The sequence below is a fragment of the Dactylosporangium sp. NPDC049525 genome (assembly GCF_040676755.1).
Lineage (GTDB): Bacteria > Actinomycetota > Actinomycetes > Mycobacteriales > Micromonosporaceae > Dactylosporangium.
Map to the genome: position 1 here is coordinate 162842 of NZ_JBFAPO010000004.1, position 15270 is coordinate 178111.

11 protein-coding genes are annotated in these 15270 nt (G+C 71.1%); 8 read left to right on the forward strand and 3 right to left on the reverse strand.

Translation table 11 applies throughout. The features are described 5' to 3' along the window. Window positions 1–8 precede the first annotated feature (8 nt). From AB0K00_RS09590 to AB0K00_RS09600, 3 genes are read right to left on the reverse strand one after another with little or no spacing between them, the layout of a single operon-like run. Window positions 9–1082 (reverse strand): ABC transporter ATP-binding protein, encoded by a 1074-nt coding sequence (locus AB0K00_RS09590; RefSeq protein ID WP_363518022.1) that lies wholly within the window; start codon window positions 1080–1082, stop codon window positions 9–11. Then, complete coding sequence (locus AB0K00_RS09595) at window positions 1079–2644, reverse strand: iron ABC transporter permease (protein ID WP_363518024.1); 1566 nt, start codon at window positions 2642–2644, stop codon at window positions 1079–1081. Before AB0K00_RS09595 ends, AB0K00_RS09590 begins: the two co-directional genes overlap by 4 nt. Before the next feature lie 35 nt (window positions 2645–2679). Next, the gene (locus AB0K00_RS09600) at window positions 2680–3756 is read right to left on the reverse strand and encodes an iron ABC transporter substrate-binding protein (RefSeq protein ID WP_363518026.1); all 1077 of its coding nucleotides are present in this window, start codon (window positions 3754–3756) and stop codon (window positions 2680–2682) included. A 129-nt stretch (window positions 3757–3885) separates the two neighbouring features. On the opposite strand from AB0K00_RS09600, the gene AB0K00_RS09605 reads away from it, so the two are divergent. The 8 genes from AB0K00_RS09605 (at window position 3886) to AB0K00_RS09640 (ending at window position 15254) form a co-directional block, all read left to right on the forward strand. Beyond that, the gene (locus AB0K00_RS09605) at window positions 3886–4548 is read left to right on the forward strand and encodes a response regulator transcription factor (RefSeq protein WP_363518028.1); all 663 of its coding nucleotides are present in this window, start codon (window positions 3886–3888) and stop codon (window positions 4546–4548) included. Beyond that, window positions 4545–6008: an ATP-binding protein gene (locus tag AB0K00_RS09610; protein ID WP_363518030.1), complete on the forward strand. Its 1464-nt coding sequence runs from the start codon at window positions 4545–4547 to the stop codon at window positions 6006–6008. The genes AB0K00_RS09605 and AB0K00_RS09610 overlap by 4 nt, the downstream gene beginning before the upstream one ends. Then, window positions 6005–6685 (forward strand): alpha/beta hydrolase, encoded by a 681-nt coding sequence (locus AB0K00_RS09615; protein ID WP_363518032.1) that lies wholly within the window; start codon window positions 6005–6007, stop codon window positions 6683–6685. Before AB0K00_RS09610 ends, AB0K00_RS09615 begins: the two co-directional genes overlap by 4 nt. Before the next feature lie 87 nt (window positions 6686–6772). Beyond that, window positions 6773–7621 carry an alpha/beta hydrolase gene (locus AB0K00_RS09620; RefSeq protein WP_363518034.1) on the forward strand — a complete coding sequence of 283 codons (849 nt, stop codon included), beginning with the start codon at window positions 6773–6775 and terminating at the stop codon, window positions 7619–7621. Between the two features lie 483 nt (window positions 7622–8104). Beyond that, window positions 8105–9373: an ABC transporter substrate-binding protein gene (locus tag AB0K00_RS09625; protein WP_363518036.1), complete on the forward strand. Its 1269-nt coding sequence runs from the start codon at window positions 8105–8107 to the stop codon at window positions 9371–9373. A gap of 18 nt (window positions 9374–9391) precedes the next feature. Further along, a complete protein-coding gene (locus tag AB0K00_RS09630) occupies window positions 9392–10369 on the forward strand; it encodes a sugar ABC transporter permease (RefSeq protein ID WP_363518038.1) in 978 nt (325 codons plus the stop codon). After that, window positions 10366–11259: a carbohydrate ABC transporter permease gene (locus AB0K00_RS09635; protein ID WP_363518040.1), complete on the forward strand. Its 894-nt coding sequence runs from the start codon at window positions 10366–10368 to the stop codon at window positions 11257–11259. Before AB0K00_RS09630 ends, AB0K00_RS09635 begins: the two co-directional genes overlap by 4 nt. After that, window positions 11256–15254 carry a glycoside hydrolase family 38 C-terminal domain-containing protein gene (locus tag AB0K00_RS09640; RefSeq protein WP_363518042.1) on the forward strand — a complete coding sequence of 1333 codons (3999 nt, stop codon included), beginning with the start codon at window positions 11256–11258 and terminating at the stop codon, window positions 15252–15254. The genes AB0K00_RS09635 and AB0K00_RS09640 overlap by 4 nt, the downstream gene beginning before the upstream one ends. Window positions 15255–15270 lie beyond the last annotated feature (16 nt).

Genomic DNA, 15270 nt, shown 5'->3' on the forward strand with positions numbered 1-15270 from the left:
CCGCCTGGCTACGGCGTCGTGAGGTCCGCGCCTTCGCGAAGATGACCCGCGTAGGCGTGCACCGGTCCGTGCACGGTGACGGTGATCGGTTGTCCTGGGTGGTATGTGGTGGTGCCGGTGGCGCGGGCGCGGATCGTCGCGCCACCGGCGAGTTGCGCGGTGACGACCATGTCGGCGCCGAAGAATTCGCACCTGACGACCGTGGCGGCGCCGGTTGTGGCGGCGTCGCCGGACAGGTGGATCTGTTCGGGGCGGATGAGGATGGTGGCGTCGCCGTCGGGGCAGTGCCGGATGAGCGGCAGGGCACCGAGCGGGCAGATCGCCCGGCCGTTGTCGACCTTGCCGTGCAGGGTGCTGGCCGGTCCAAGCAGGAGCGCGGTGTCCAGGGTGGCGGGCTGTGCGTAGAGCTGTTGCGGCGGCCCGGTCTGGGTGAACCTGCCGCCGGTCATGACCGCGATGTGATCGGCCATGGACAGCGCTTCGGCCTGGTCGTGGGTGACCAGGAGGGTGGAGACGTTCTCGGCCTTGAGCGCGGCGGCGACGGCGGTCCGGGTGGCTTCGCGGAGGGCGGCGTCGAGGGAGGAGAACGGCTCGTCGAGCAGGACGAGCGAGGGTTTGCGGGCGAGGGCGCGAGCGAGGGCGACACGTTGTTGCTGGCCGCCGGAGAGCTGATGCGGGTACCGCCGGGCGAGGGCCGGATCGAGGCTGACCAGTTCCAGCAACGCTGCGGCGCGGTGCCGGCGCTGGTGCCTGCCGGTGGACAGGTACGGCAGGCCGAAGGTGATGTTGGCCTGGACGTCCAGGTGTGGGAACAACGCGCCTTCCTGCGCGACGTAGCCGATGTCGCGCTTGTCGGGCGGCAGGACGTTGCGGCCGCTGGACACGTTCGTGCCGTTGAGGGTGATGGTGCCCGCGTCGGCCCGGTCGAATCCCGCGACCAGCCGCAGCAAAGTGGTCTTGCCGCAGCCGGAGGGTCCGAGGATCGCGGTGATGGATCCTCGGGCGATGTCGAGGTCGACGCCGTTGAGGACGTGGACCCGCCCGTAGCGCTTGAACAGTCCCTGCACGGACAGGGCGGTCATCGGGTGACTCCTCGGGCTGATTGGCGCAGCAGCAGGTATGCCGACGGGAGCGACAGGACGATCATGCAGACGGCGTAGGGTGCGGCGGCCGGGTAGTCGATCTCGGCGGCGGCGGACCAGAACTCGGTGGCCAGCGTGTGGGTTCCGGTCGGTGCGAGCAGGATCGTGGCGGTCAGTTCGGTGGTGACGGCGAGTGACACCAGGGCGGCCGCGGACAGCACGCCCGGTGCGGTGAGCGGGACGACGACCCGGCGGAACGTGGCGAACGCGGTCTGGCCGAGCCCGCGCGACGCTTCCTCGAGCACCGGGGGTGCCTGGCCGATCGCCGAGCGCAGGTTCACCATCGCTCTGGGCAGGAACAGCATCACGTATGCGGCAACCACGAGGGCGGTGGTCTGGTACAGCGGCCGCGCGTAGCGGATCGACACGGTCACCAGGGCGAGGCCCACGACGACGCCGGGGACGGAGCTGGCCAGGTAGGTGCTGCGTTCCAGGACGGTGGTCAGCACGCTGCGGTGCCGCACCGACAGCCACGCCAGCGGGAACCCGGCGGCGACGGTGGCGGCCGCGGCGAGCGCCGCGAGTTTGGCGGTGGTCGTCAGCACCGGAAGCAGGGTGGACACGGCGAGATCCGCGGAGCCGGTGTGGCCGAGCCAGTGGGTGACGCTGTAGACGGGCACACCGACGGCGAGACCGAGCACGGCGAGCGGCACCGCGACGGCCGGCGCGGTGAGCCGGCCGAGCCGCATCGGCGTGGCCGCGCGGGCGGCACCGGAGCCGAGCCGGGCGGTTCGTGCCCTGCCGCGGGTCAGCACCTCAAAGGTGATGAACAGCAGGCAGCAGGCGATGAGGACGGCGGCGAGCGCGTTCGCCGCCGTGGATGCGAACGTCGACTCGTACTGGGCGATGATCGCGGTGGCGAAGGTGGCGTACCGCAGCTGCTCGATGGCGCCGAACTCGGCGAGCAGGTGCAGCGCGACGAGCAGGGAGCCCCCGAGCATCGCGGGTCGCAGCTGCGGGAGCACGACCCGTCCCCACACCCTGGCCGGGCCGAGGCCGAGGCTGCGACCCGTCTCCTCGAGCGCCGGGTCGAGACCGCGCAGGGCGGCGGCGACCGGCAGCAACACGAACGGGTAGTAGGACAGGGAGGTGATCAGCGTGGCCGCCCAGAGCCCGTGCAGCTCAGGGACGAGGCTGATCCAGGCATAGCTGTTCACGAACGCGGGGATCGCCAGCGGGCTGGCCAGCAACGCCAGCCACAGGCCACGGCCCGGGAGGTCGGTGCGCTCGACCAGCCATGCCAGGGCCACGCCGGCCGTCAGGCAGCAGATGGTCGTGGTGGCGCACAGCAGGATTGTGTTGGTGAGCAGCTCGCCGATGAGCGGCCGGAACACCAGCGGTTCGACGACGGCCCAGCCGACGTCGAAGCAGTAGTAGGCGATGACGACGAGCGGGATCGCGGCGAAACCCGCGATCAGCAGGCACGGCACGAGCAGGCGCAGCGGCGGCAGCGACCGGAGTCGCCGCGTGGCTGCGCCTGCTGCCGGCGCGGCAGGAGTCATGACTGGAGCGCGCATTACCGGATTCGGGCGATGCTTCAGATGAGCCCGGCGGCGGTCATGAGGTCAACGACCTTCTTGCCGTTGAGCTTCGACGGGTCGACCTTCGGCGCGCCGAGCTCGCTGAGTGGCTTCAGCGCGGGGTTGGACGGCACGTCCTTGCCGACGCAGTACTCGAACGCGGTGCTGTCGGCCAGCAGCTTCTGGCCGTCCTTGCCGGTGATGTACTGCAGCAGCGCCTGCGCCTCGGCCGGGTGCTTGCTGGACTTGAGCACGCCCCCACCGGACACGGATACGAACGCGCCCGGGTCCTGACCGCCGAAGAAGTGCAGTTTGACGTTGTTGCTGTTCTCCTTCGTCTTGGCCTGGTCGCCGTACCAGTAGTAGTGGTAGATGACGGCGGTCGCGGACGTGCCGGCGTTGACGGCCTTCATGGCCGCGCTGTTGCCGGTGTGTGCCTGCCCGCCGCTCTTGAGCGCGGCCAGCCACGTCTTCGTGGCCGCTTCGCCCTTGAGCTCGAGCATGGCCGAGACGATTGCCTGGAAGTCCGCGCCCTTCGGGGCGGCGCCGAACTTGCCGCTCCACTTCGGGTCCTGCAGGTCCATGATCGACTTCGGCAGTTCCGCCTCGGTGACCTTGGCAGGGTTGTAGGCCAGGACGGTGCTGCGGGCGGCGATGCCCACCCAGTTGCCGGTCGACGGGGAGTACTCGGCGGGCACCTGTGCCAAGGTCGCCTTGTCGACCGGTGCGAACAGGCCGGCGTTCTCGACCAGCGACATGGCGGGGGAGTTCTCGGTCAGGAACACGTCGGCCGGTGACGCGGTGCCTTCCGCGGCCAGCTGGTTGGCCATGGTCAGGTCGCTGCCCTGCCGGATTTCGACCTTGATCCCGGTCTTGGCGGTGAACGCCTCCACCCATGCCTTGGTCAGCGTGTCGTGCTGTGCGTTGTACAGCGTCAGGGTCGCGTTCCGGTTCAGCGCCGGCGCGGACGCGCCGGTGGGCGCCGGCGAGCCGGCGCCGGTGTCGGTGCTTCCGCATGCGGCCAGCGCCGCGACGGGAATGGTCAGCAGCGCTGCGAGCACCCGCCGGCGGGTCGAGCTGGAAGTGGTCAACAAGAGGGTGGTCCTCACTGGGAAGTTCGCGCGTGTATTACGTTAGGCTTACCTAAGTACGGTAGGGCTGAGCAGACCCCGGATGAGTCCCCAAAATTGGGGGGACCGTCCTCGGAAGGGATCGGTACCGCGATGAGCACGGCAACCATGCCCGCCGTATCCGGCACGTGCCCGGCGGTGCGAGCACCGCGGACGGTGCTGCTCGTCGACGACCACCGGATCTTCACCGACGTGCTCGCCTTCGCTCTCGACGCCCAGCCGGACCTGCGATGTGTCGCGGTGGCCAACTCCGCGCGGGAAGGGCTGGCCAAGGCCGCCGCGTACGACTTCGACGTCGCCATCGTCGACCTGCACCTGCCGGACGCCGGCGGCCTGGCCGTCGTCGAGGAACTGCGGGCGATCCGTCCGGCGGCGCTGCTGGTCGTGCTGACCGGGCACCCGCGTGCGGATCTGGCCGCCGCCGCGCACCGTGCCGGTGCGGATGCGTTCCTGGCCAAGGACGACGCCCTGCATGCCGTGCTCGGTGTCCTGCGCGGTGCGCCACCACCATCACCCCGGCGCCGCCTCGCCGACACCGCCGGACCGCAACTGACCCCGCGGGAGCACGAGGTGCTGGCCTCGCTCGCCTCCGGTGCCGACGCCCGGACGATCTCCCACGACCTCGGGCTGTCGATGCACACGGTGCGCGACTACATCAAGACGATCCTGGCCAAGTTCGGCGTGCACACCCAGCACGCCGCCGTCGTCGCCGCCATCGAGTCCGGCCTGGTCACCGCGGGGAAGCGGCATCCGTGAGCGCCGGCCGTGGGGTGAGCTGGCGACAGGCCGTGCCGCGCCACCTCGCCGTCACCGCCCTGATCGCCGTCGTGGCCGCCGCGGGCGCGGGCCCGGGCATGGTGGGCACCGCCCGCGCGGCTTCCGCGCAGGGGGCCATCGGCACCGTCTCGGCCGTCAGCGCCACGGTGATCGACACGCTGTCCACCGCGGACTACAGCACCTCCGACGGGTACCACCGGGATCGCCTCCTGAACACGCTGGATCCGTTCCTGCGCTCCGGTGTGCTCTTCCGCGTCAAACTGTGGATCATCAGCGGCGACACCGCCCGGATCGTCATCTCCGACCGGCCGCAGCTGGAGGGCTTCACCCGCGCCGCCGAGGGCCCTCTGGCTTCCTCCGCGCCGGCCGGCCGCGTCGGGGCGGTGGAAGCCCTGGCAGTGCCGGACGACGGCGAGCACCGACTCGAGGCCGACGACCGCACCCGGCTGCTCGAGGTGTTCACCAACTTCCGCGACGCCGGCAACAACCTGCTGAGCCTGGAGGCCTACGTGCCCACCAGCGTGCGCGCCACCGCGTGGCAGGTCTCCCGGATGCGGCTCCCGCTGCTGCTGTGCATCGTCCTGGGTGCCTCCGCCGCCGCGCTACCGCTCACCGCGAACGCCGTGCGCCGTTCCCGTCGCCTGGCCGACCAGCGCACCGATCTTGCCGCGATCGCCGCTGCCATGCGCGACCGGCACCGCCGCGAACTGGCCCAGGCGCTGCACGACGGCCCGATCCAGAACCTCGCCGCGGCCGGCATCGTGCTGTCCGACGCCACCGCGGGCAGGTCCGACGCCGGCGGCCACCGGATGGCGGCGGCCCGGGAGATCGTCCAGACCAGCATCGCGCAGCTCCGTGCGCTCACCGCCGGGCTGCTGCCCGCCGTCCCGACGCCGGGCGATCTCGCCGGGAACCTGCCGGGGCTGCTCCGCAAGGAGGTCGGCGAATCTGTCACGCTCGATGTCAGTGTGACCGCGGCGGCCTCCCGCCTGATCACCGGACCGCACCAGGTGCTGTTCAGTCAGGCGGCACTCGAGCTGGTCCGCAACGCTGTGCGGCATGGCAGGCCCTCGCGGATCACCGTCACTGTCACCGCCGTCGCGGGCCGCCGCGAGGTCATGCTGCTGGTACGTGACGACGGCGCGGGATTCGCCCCCGGTCGGACGCCCCCGGACGGGCACATCGGACTCGCGCTGCTGGCACAGGCGACGGCCACGGCCGGCGGAACGCTGACGATCACGTCAAGCCGGGCGCCGGCTGCACCGCCACCGTCGCGCTCCGGGTGCCGGGAACAGAGGGGTAGGCGACGTCAACTCCAGGGGCGGCGGGCGCTAGTTCTGCGTCCTGTTCTGCCTGGGCCGGCGCGGCCGGTGGGGCTTGCATGGAGTGCGACGCGGCGGGCGACATGCCGGCCGCTGGAACCGAGGAGCACTCGATGATTCGCAACGTCGTGCTGGTGCATGGTGGGTTCGTCGACGGATCGGGCTGGCTGGGCCTGCACCGGTTGCTGACCGCCGACGGGTTCACCGTCAAGATCGTGCAGAACCCGACGCTGTCGCTGGAGGGCGACGTCGCCGCAACGCGCTTCATCCTTGACGGGCTCGACGGGCCGGCCGTGCTGGTCGGCCACTCCTACGGCGGGGCGGTCATCAGCGAGGCCGGCACCCACGACGCCGTGGCCGCGCTCGTCTATGTCGCGGCGTTCGCCCCGGACAAGGGCGAGTCCGTCAACACGCTGATCGCCGACCCGCCGGCCGGCGCGCCCGTACCGCCGATCCTGCCGCCCCGTGACGGGTTCCTGTTCCTCGACCGGGACAAGTTCCACGCCTCGTTCGCCGCCGACCTGCCCGAAGACGAGGCCGCGTTCCTGGCCGACGCGCAGGTGCCGTGGGGCGTCGGCGCGCTGGCCGGCGCCGTCACCGAGCCGGCCTGGCGGCACAAGCCCAGCTGGTACCTGGTCGCCACCGCCGACCGCATGATCCCGCCGCCGGCGCAGCGGGCCATGGCCACCCGAGCCGGCGCGGTCACCACCGAGGCGATCGGCAGCCATGCCATCTACGCCTCCCAGCCCGGCGCGGTCGCCGACCTCATCCGCCAGGCCGCGGCCGGCCGCTGACCACCACTGTCAGACGGACTGCCTCGTCATGCGGTGCGTGGCACCGCCAAACCAAGTCAGCACAGCTCAGCGAATATGGAGATCACCATGGCACCGAATGTTTCACGCCGTCAGGTGCTGGCGACCGGCGCGGCGTTGGCCGGGTCGGCAGCGCTGCTGACCCCGCTCGGGGCGCAGTCGGCGAGCGCCGCGACGCCCCAGGCGGACCGGCCGGGGGCGAAGACCAAGCCGACCATCGTGTTGGTGCACGGCGGTTACGCCGACTCGTCGTGCTGGAACGGGGTCATCCCGAAGCTGCAGCGCGCGGGCTACACCACGATCGCGGCGTCGAACCCGCTGCGGGGTATCCCCACCGACGCCCCGTACATCGGGAGTCTGCTCGCCTCCATCAGCGGGCCGGTCGTGCTGGTGGCCCACTCCATGGGCGGCACCGTCATCACCAACGCGGCCGCCGGCAGGAGCAACGTCAAGGCCCTGGTGTACGTCGCGGCGTTCGTGCCCGACGTGGGTGAGACGCAGGGGGACCTCATCAACAAGTTCCCCGGCAGCGAGGTGCTGCCCGTGAGCGTCCCGGTCCCGTACACGAAGCCCGACGGCACCACCGGAACCGACCTGTACCTGAGCAAGGACGGCCAGGCGGCCTTCGCCGCCGACATCTCCACGGATGCGTTCCGGCTCCTGCAGGCCACGCAGCGGCCCTTCGATGCGGACTCCTTCATCTACCCGACCCAGGCCGCGGCGTGGCGGACCATCCCGTCGTGGGGACTGGTCGCCGGCCGGGACAAGGCGATCCCACCGGCGTGCGAACGCTTCATGTACAGCCGCGCGAAGGCCCGCAAGGTCGTCGAGGTGCCGACCGCGTCCCACGTGGTCATGATCAGTCACCCGAGGACCGTCGCGGACCTGATCCAGGACGCCGCTACGGCGACCTCCTGACGTCGCAGGTTGTCGCCAGTGCCCCGGCTCACCACGGTGAGCCGGGGCACTGGCGTTCTGAGCTGTGGAAACGCCTGCTGCCGCGCACTCGCCGAACGGCATCAGTCACAGCGGAACATCGCGAAGATCGCCCAATAGTTGCCAAGCGGATAATACGAATGTTCGCCGTAATTCGGACTTTACAGGTATAAACCGAGCGGCTACAGTCGCTGGCAGTTGGGCCGCTTCCGCAAGGTTTCGCTGTGGAGCCGGCGCCGACCGCCGCCGCGGAGGCCGGGTGCGCTGCGCTGTTGATCGCATTGCACGAAGCTGTCGTCCTGCTAGCGCCTCCGCCGCGGCCTCGCGTCCGTGCCCGGTCGACCGGGCCGGCGACGGCCCCTGGGCCGACCTCGGATTCGGGAAGCACCCGTCGTGTGGCGGTGCCGTGCCCTCATTGCTCCGCATCCGATCCTGCCGGCAGTCCGAACACCTGAAGGAGATCCGATGCGCACCCGCAGGCCCGCAACGCTGACGGCGCTGATGCTGGGTTGCTTGGCGCTCGTCGTCACGGCGGCCGGCGCGTGCGGCTCCGCCAAGCCGGGCCAGACGCAGCTCGTGGTCGAGATCTTCGGCGACATGGGATACCGCGACCTGTACACCAAATATGAGCAGAGCCATCCCGGGGTCAAGATCGTCGAGCACGTGGTCTCGTACGACGACCACCACAAGAACCTGCAGGCGCACCTGCTGGGCGGATCGGGAACCGGCGACATCGAGGCCATCGACGGCGGCTACATCGCGCAGTTCAAGGTCATGTCCGACAAGTTCGTCGACTTCAGAGACTACGGCGCCGACCCGGGCCAGTGGCTGTCGTGGAAGTCGCAGCAGGCGACCGGCGCCGACGGCAGCCTGATGGGGCTGGGAGCCGACGTCGGCGGCCTGGCGATGTGCTACCGCCGGGACCTGTTCGCGCAGGCCGGCCTGCCGACCGACCGCGACGAGGTGGCCGCGCTGTGGCCGGACTGGGAGTCGTACATCGCGACCGGCAAGCGGTTCAAGGCCGGCGCGCCCGACGGCGTGGCCTGGTTCGACTCCGGTTCCAACATCTTCAACGCCATCATCGGCCAGGCGCCGGTCGGCTACACCGCACCCGGCAACGAGGTGGTGGTGGCGAACAACCCCGCCGTCAGGAACGCGTTCAACCTGGCGGTCGAGGCCGTGCAGGCCGGCGAGTCGGCGAAGCTGGCGACGTTCAGCCAGCAGTGGAACGCCGGGTTCCAGCAGGGATCGTTCGCCACCGTGGCCTGCCCGGCCTGGATGACCGACACCATCAAGCAGAACGCGCCGCAGACCAGCGGCAAGTGGGACATCGCCACGATCCCCGGCGGCAGCGGCAACTGGGGCGGCTCGTTCCTGACCGTGCCGAAGCAGAGCAAGCACCGCGAGGAGGCGGCCGAGCTCGCCAGGTTCCTGACCGCACCCGAGCAGGCGAGCTGGATCTTCCGCACCCAGGGCCACCTGCCCAGCCAGGCCGCGCTCTACGACGACCCGGCCGTGCTCGGCAACACCAACGCGTTCTTCAACAATGCGCCCACCGGCCAGATCTTCACCGAGGCGGCGAGAACCCTGCGACCGCAGTACCAGGGCCCCAAGGACGGCGACATCGGACCGTTGATCGGCCTCGGGATCACCCGGGTCGACAAGGGCAAGCAGCGACCCGACCAAGCGTGGCGCCAGGTTCTCAAGGACGTCGCGAATGCCACCGAGCCGTAGAAAGGAACGACGAGCCAGATGGCAGTAATCGCACCTCCGCCGGCGTTGAGCGAGCCGCGGAACACCGAACCGGTCAAGGTCGAGCGATGGTCGCACCTGCGCCGCAGGTTCGACGTGGGTGGCACGCCGTACCTCTACATCGCACCGTTCTTCGTGGTGTTCGCGGCGTTCGGGCTGTTCCCGCTGCTGTACACCGGCTGGATGGCGGTCACCCAGTGGAACCGCGACATCCCCGGCAGCGACCACACCTTCGTCGGGCTGGGCAACTTCGAGCGGCTCATCCACGACGACTTCTTCTGGAACGCGCTGCGCAACACCGCCGCGATCGGCGTGCTGAGCACCGTGCCGCAGCTGCTGCTCGCCATGTGGATCGCCCACCTGCTGCAGCGCAAGATGCGCGGCCGCACCCTGCTGCGGATGGGCGTCCTGCTGCCCAACATCACCTCGGTGGCCGCCGTCGGAGTGATCTTCGCCCAGCTGTTCGGGCGGGACCTCGGCGTGATCAACTGGGTGCTCAGCCTGGTCGGCCTGGGCAAGGTCGACTGGCAGTCGGGCACCTGGCAGTCGTGGCTGGCGCTCGCCGTCATCCTGACCTGGCGCTGGACCGGCTACAACGCCCTGATCTACCTCGCCGCGCTGCAGGCCGTGTCGGACGACCTCTACGAGGCGGCGGACCTCGACGGCGCCAGCCAGTTCCAGAAGTTCAAGACCATCACCGTCCCGGCGCTGCGCCCGACCATCATCTTCAGCGTGATCATGTCGACCATCGGCACGATCCAGCTGTTCACCGAACCGCTGATGTTCAACCCGGGGATGAGCCCGACCGGCGGCGACTCCCGCCAGTTCCAGACCCTCGCCATGTACGTGTACGAGCAGTTCTGGACCCACGGCAAGTACTCCTACGCCGCCACCGTCTCCTGGGCCATGTTCATGATCATCGTGCTGGCGGTCGGCGCGAACTACCTGCTGTCCCGACGCATTCGGAGCTCCTCATGACGACCCTGATACCGGTCTCCCGTGCCATGACCGGCGCCCGCCGCGGCCGCGGGCAGCCTGCCGCGCCGGGCCAGCGCCGCGCCGGAACGAGGATCTACCTGCTGCTGGGGCTCATCGCCGCGGTGTCGGCGTTCCCGCTGTACTGGTCGCTGGTCGCGGCGTCCAACGACAACTCCGCGGCGGGCAGCTGGCCGCCCCGGCTGCTGCCCGGCAGCCATCTGTGGGAGAACCTGCAGCGGGCGTACCTCCAGGCGAACTTCGGTCTCGCCCTGCTCAACTCGATGATCGTCGCGACCGCCATCACGGTCTCCGTCGTGCTCACCAGCACGCTGGCCGGTTTCGCGTTCGCGAAGCTGCGGTTCCGCGGCAAGAACGCCCTGCTCGGGTTCCTGCTCGTGACGATGATGGTGCCGGCCCAGCTGGGCATCATCCCGCTGTACATCATGATGTCGCAGTGGCTGGGCTGGACCGGGCACCTGCAGGCGGTCATCGTCCCGGCGGCCACCTCCGCGTTCGGCGTCTTCCTGATGCGCCAGTACCTCTCCGAGGCGCTGCCCGACGCGCTGCTGGAGGCCGGCCGGATCGACGGATGCTCGACGCACCGGCTGTACTGGCACGTCGTGCTGCCGGCGGCGCGACCCGTCGCCGCGGTGCTCGCGCTGTTCACCTTCATGAACGCCTGGAACGACTTCTTCTGGCCGCTGCTAGCCCTGGGCCAGGGCAACCCGACCACCCAGGTCGCACTGTCCACACTGGCCGGTGGCTACTACATGGACTACTCGCTGGTGCTCGCGGGAACCCTGATCAGCACGGCACCCGTGCTGCTGGTGTTCCTCTTCCTCGGCAAGCAGATCATCGGCGGGATCATGCAGGGGGCGGTGAAGGCGTGACCTGGACCGTCTGGCTCATCCCGCACTTCCACTACGACCCGGTGTGGTGGAACACCCAGTCCGCGTACACCCAGACCTGGGATCAACCGCAGGACCAGACCGCCTCCGACGCGGGCGAGGCGCGCTACGCCTGGCCCGGGCACAGCGCGTTCAGCCTCGTCAAGGCGCACCTGGCGAAGATCCGCGAGGATCCGCAGTACAGCGTCGTCCTCGCCGAGGTCGACTACCTCAAGCCCTACTGGGACACGTATCCCGAGGACCGCGAGTTCATCCGGCGACTGATCGCGGACGGCCGCCTGGAGCTGGTCGGTGGCACCTACAACGAGCCCAACACCAACCTCACCGGCATCGAGACGACGATCCGCAACGCCGTACACGGCACCGGGTTTCAGCGGCACGTCGTCGGAGGCGTCCCGTCCACCGCGTGGCAACTGGACGTGTTCGGCCACGATCCGCAGTTCGCGCAGGTCATGGCCGGCGCCGGGCTGACCTCGATCGCCTTCGCCCGCGGCCCCTACCACCAGTGGGGGCCCATGCTGACCAGCTGGAACATCCGCGAGCACCGCAAGCCGTTCGCGCCGACCCAGTTCCCCACCGAGTTCGAGTGGGTGTCGCCCGGCGGAGACGGCCTGCTCACCCACTACATGGCCGGCCACTACTCGGCCGGCTTCAGCCTCGACGCCGCCAAGGACCCGCAGACCGCGGCGGCGGAGCTGCACGAGCTGTTCACCCAGCTGCGCCCGGCCGCCGCGACCCGCAACGTCATGATCCCGATGGGCAGCGACTTCAGCCCTCCCATGCGCTGGGTCACCGAGCTGCGCGCGGCCTGGGACGAGCGGTACCCACAGGTGCGGCTGCGGTACGGCCTGCCACGCGACTTCTTCGCCGCCGTTCGGGACGAGCTCGCCGCGCGGGGAGTGCACGCCACGCCGCAGACCCGCGACATGAACCCGATCTACACCGGCAAGGACGTCACCGCGATCGACACCAAGCAGGCTCACCGCCTGGCGGAGACGCTGCTGCTGGACGCCGAGAAGTGGGCCACCTTCGCCGCGCTGCACGGCGCGGCCTACCCCGCCGCGGCCGTCGACAAGGCGTGGCGGCTGCTGCTGTTCGGCGCGCACCACGACGCCGTCACCGGCACCCAGTCCGACCAGGTGTACCTCGACCTGGTCGCCGGCTGGCGCGAGGCGCACGACCTGGCCGCCGACGTGGACAGCTCGGCCCGCCGGCACCTGGCCCGCCACGTCGACACCCGCGGGGAGGGCACCGCGGTCGTCGTGTTCAACCCCCTCGCGCACCCCCGGACGGACACCGTCGGCCTGGAGATCGACCTCGACCCGGCCGTGGGTGTCACGCTCACCGACGACGGCGGAGTCCCGGTCCCGCACCTCACCGAGATCCTCGCGCACGCCGCCGACGGCCGGCCGGGCCGGGCGCTGCTGCGGTGGGTCGCGCGCGACGTGCCGTCAATGGGCTACCGCACCTACCGCCTGCTGGCCGGCACCACTGCGTTGTCGGCGTCCGCCTGGCAACCCGTCGAGGCCACGGGCATCGCCAACGACCGCTACCGGGTGCGTGCGGATCCCGCGAGGGGTGGCGCCCTGACCGAGATCACCGACCTCACCGCCGGCCGGGACCTCCTCCCGCCGGGCCGGGTGGGCAACGAGCTGGTCTGCGTCGCCGAACACCGCGACCATCCCGAGTTCGGCGAGGGCCCGTGGCACCTGCTCCCGCATGCCGTCGCCTGGCGCAGCGCGGACGCCGCGGCCACTGTCACCGTCGAACGCTGCCCGATCGGCGAGCGCATCACGGCCACCGCGGAGATCGACGGATGTCGCTACACGCAGCAGACCACCCTGTGGTACGGCATCGACCGGATCGACTTCGCCACCGGCATCGACGGGTTCGCCGCCACCGACCAGCTCCTGCGGGTGCGCATGCCCTGCGACGTCCCCGGCGGCATGCCCGTCAGCGAGACCGCGGCCGCCGTCATCGGCCGGGGCTTCGCCCTGCTCGACGTCGACGCGGCGGAGCACCCCCGTACCCTGGACAACACGGCACACCAGTGGTTCGGTCTCGCCGCGGCACTGACCGTCCACCTGCACGACCCACAGGAGCGCTCAGGGAGTTCTGAGCGTTCGCGAGCCGTGTCCATCGCCGAGATCGTGGTCCCCGACGGCGACGAGGGTCTGCCCTCGACCCGGCGGATCGCCGTCGGCCTGGCGCGGGCGGGTGTCACCGCCACCGTGACGGGCGCGACGGGAAACCGTTACGGCGCGCTGGACACCGACTCCAACCTCCCCGACTGCCGCGTCGCGGTCGGCACCCCGCAGCGCAACGCGTTCGTCGCCGAGCTGCTCGACCGGGCGCCGGCGCCGTTCGCCGCCGAACTGGCCGCCCGGCTCGCGGCCACCGGCACGGCCCGCCTCTGGATCCCGGCCGAGCGGCCGCTCGGCGAGGTCTGGCAGCCGGGTGCCGACGTGCGCCCGATCCGGGACCTGCCCGTCCTGCTGCTCGCCGGCAGCGACGCGGACGCCGAACGGCGGGTCCTCGACGAGTTCCTCGACGACGTCGGCGACGCGGACGTGCACGTCACGCAGCCGTCCGCGCTGCACCACGGCGAGACGGCCGTCGCGGACTACGCCGTCGCGCTGCTCAACCGGGGCACCCCCGGCTTCGCGGTCGAGCCCGACGGCACGCTGAACATGTCGCTGGCCCGCGCGTGCACCGGCTGGCCCACCGGAGTCGCGATCAACTTCCCGGACCGCAACGCACCGGGCGGGCGCAGCTTCCAGCACCACACCAGCAGGCGCTTCGAGTACCACCTGGTGAGCGGCGCCGGCGGATGGCGCGCCGCCGGGTTCGTCGCCGCCGGGCAGTCCGTCAACCATCCGCTCGCCGCGACCGCCGCGCCGGCCGGCGACGGGGCGCTGCCGGCCACCGGGTCCTTGTTGAGCGTCGAGCCCGCCGACAGCTTCGTCGTCACCGCGGTCAAGCCGCTGGGGGAGCCGCTCGCCAACGGCTCCGCGGCGCCCGCCGACGCGTGCGACGGCCTGATCGTCCGCGGCTACGAGCCCCACGGCCGGTCCGGCAGCGTCGCGATCCGCCTCGCCGGCGGTATCGCCTCGGCCACCGCCGCCGACCTGCTCGACCGCCCCGGCGCGCCCCTCGAGCACGACGGCGGGGAGCTGCGGTTCGACGTCGAGGGGTACCGGATCATGTCGCTGGCCCTGTCACCGGCTCGCGCCGAGCGTGGCGGGACGGTGCTCGCGGCGAGCGCAGAGCCCGTGCAGCCCGTGTTCACCCGGTACTGGCTGCACAACTGCGGCCCCGCGCCCATGGGCAACCTGCCGGTCGCGCTCACCCTCCGGCCGGACGGCGAAGCCGGCGGCGGCGCGGCGTTCTGCGCGCAGGTCGTCTGCGACGACACCGACGCCGGCTACGACGGGGAGCTGCTCGTCAGTGCGCCGGAGGGATGGGTCGCCACCCCCCGGTCGAGTCACGTGACCGTCGCCGCGGGCGGCCACGTCGGCGTGCCCGTCACCGTCACGGCTCCCGACGACGCCGAGCCCGGCTGGTACGCGGTCGCGGCGAGCATCACCCACCGGGGGCAGGAGCTGCAGGACGCCCTCGTCGTGCCCGTGGGCGGGCCCGCGCCCGGGCCGCTGCTGCACGTGCGCGCCGAGAACCGGGAGCTCACGCTGACCCCTGGGGCGAGCGGCCACGTCCGCGTGCGGGTGAGCCACGACCTGCGCACCCCGTTGCGGGGGCACGCCCAGCTCATCACCCCGCACTACATCTGGCCGCTGACGAGCGAGCCGACCCAGGGCTTCACCATCGCGCCCGGGTCCGCGCAGAGCGTCGAGTTCCCCGTCGCCGTCCCGGTCGGGACGCCACCCGGGGAGTTCTGGGGCCAGCCCAAGATCTGCGCCTTCGGCCAGATCGCCTACTGCGAACCCGTCCGCATCGTCGTCCGCCCCGGCGGCGCCTGACTCCCAGGGGTGTGCG

Excerpts from the sequence above, each read along its gene's own strand:
- AB0K00_RS09605 (WP_363518028.1), top strand. The coding sequence starts at position 3,886 with ATGAGCACGGCAACCATGCCCGCCGTATCCGGCACGTGCCCGGCGGTG.
- AB0K00_RS09620 (WP_363518034.1), top strand. The coding sequence starts at position 6,773 with ATGGCACCGAATGTTTCACGCCGTCAGGTGCTGGCGACCGGCGCGGCG.
- AB0K00_RS09635 (WP_363518040.1), top strand. The coding sequence starts at position 10,366 with ATGACGACCCTGATACCGGTCTCCCGTGCCATGACCGGCGCCCGCCGC.
- AB0K00_RS09615 (WP_363518032.1), top strand. The coding sequence starts at position 6,005 with ATGATTCGCAACGTCGTGCTGGTGCATGGTGGGTTCGTCGACGGATCG.
- AB0K00_RS09595 (WP_363518024.1), bottom strand. The coding sequence starts at position 2,644 with ATGACTCCTGCCGCGCCGGCAGCAGGCGCAGCCACGCGGCGACTCCGG.
- AB0K00_RS09625 (WP_363518036.1), top strand. The coding sequence starts at position 8,105 with ATGCGCACCCGCAGGCCCGCAACGCTGACGGCGCTGATGCTGGGTTGC.
- AB0K00_RS09630 (WP_363518038.1), top strand. The coding sequence starts at position 9,392 with ATGGCAGTAATCGCACCTCCGCCGGCGTTGAGCGAGCCGCGGAACACC.
- AB0K00_RS09590 (WP_363518022.1), bottom strand. The coding sequence starts at position 1,082 with ATGACCGCCCTGTCCGTGCAGGGACTGTTCAAGCGCTACGGGCGGGTC.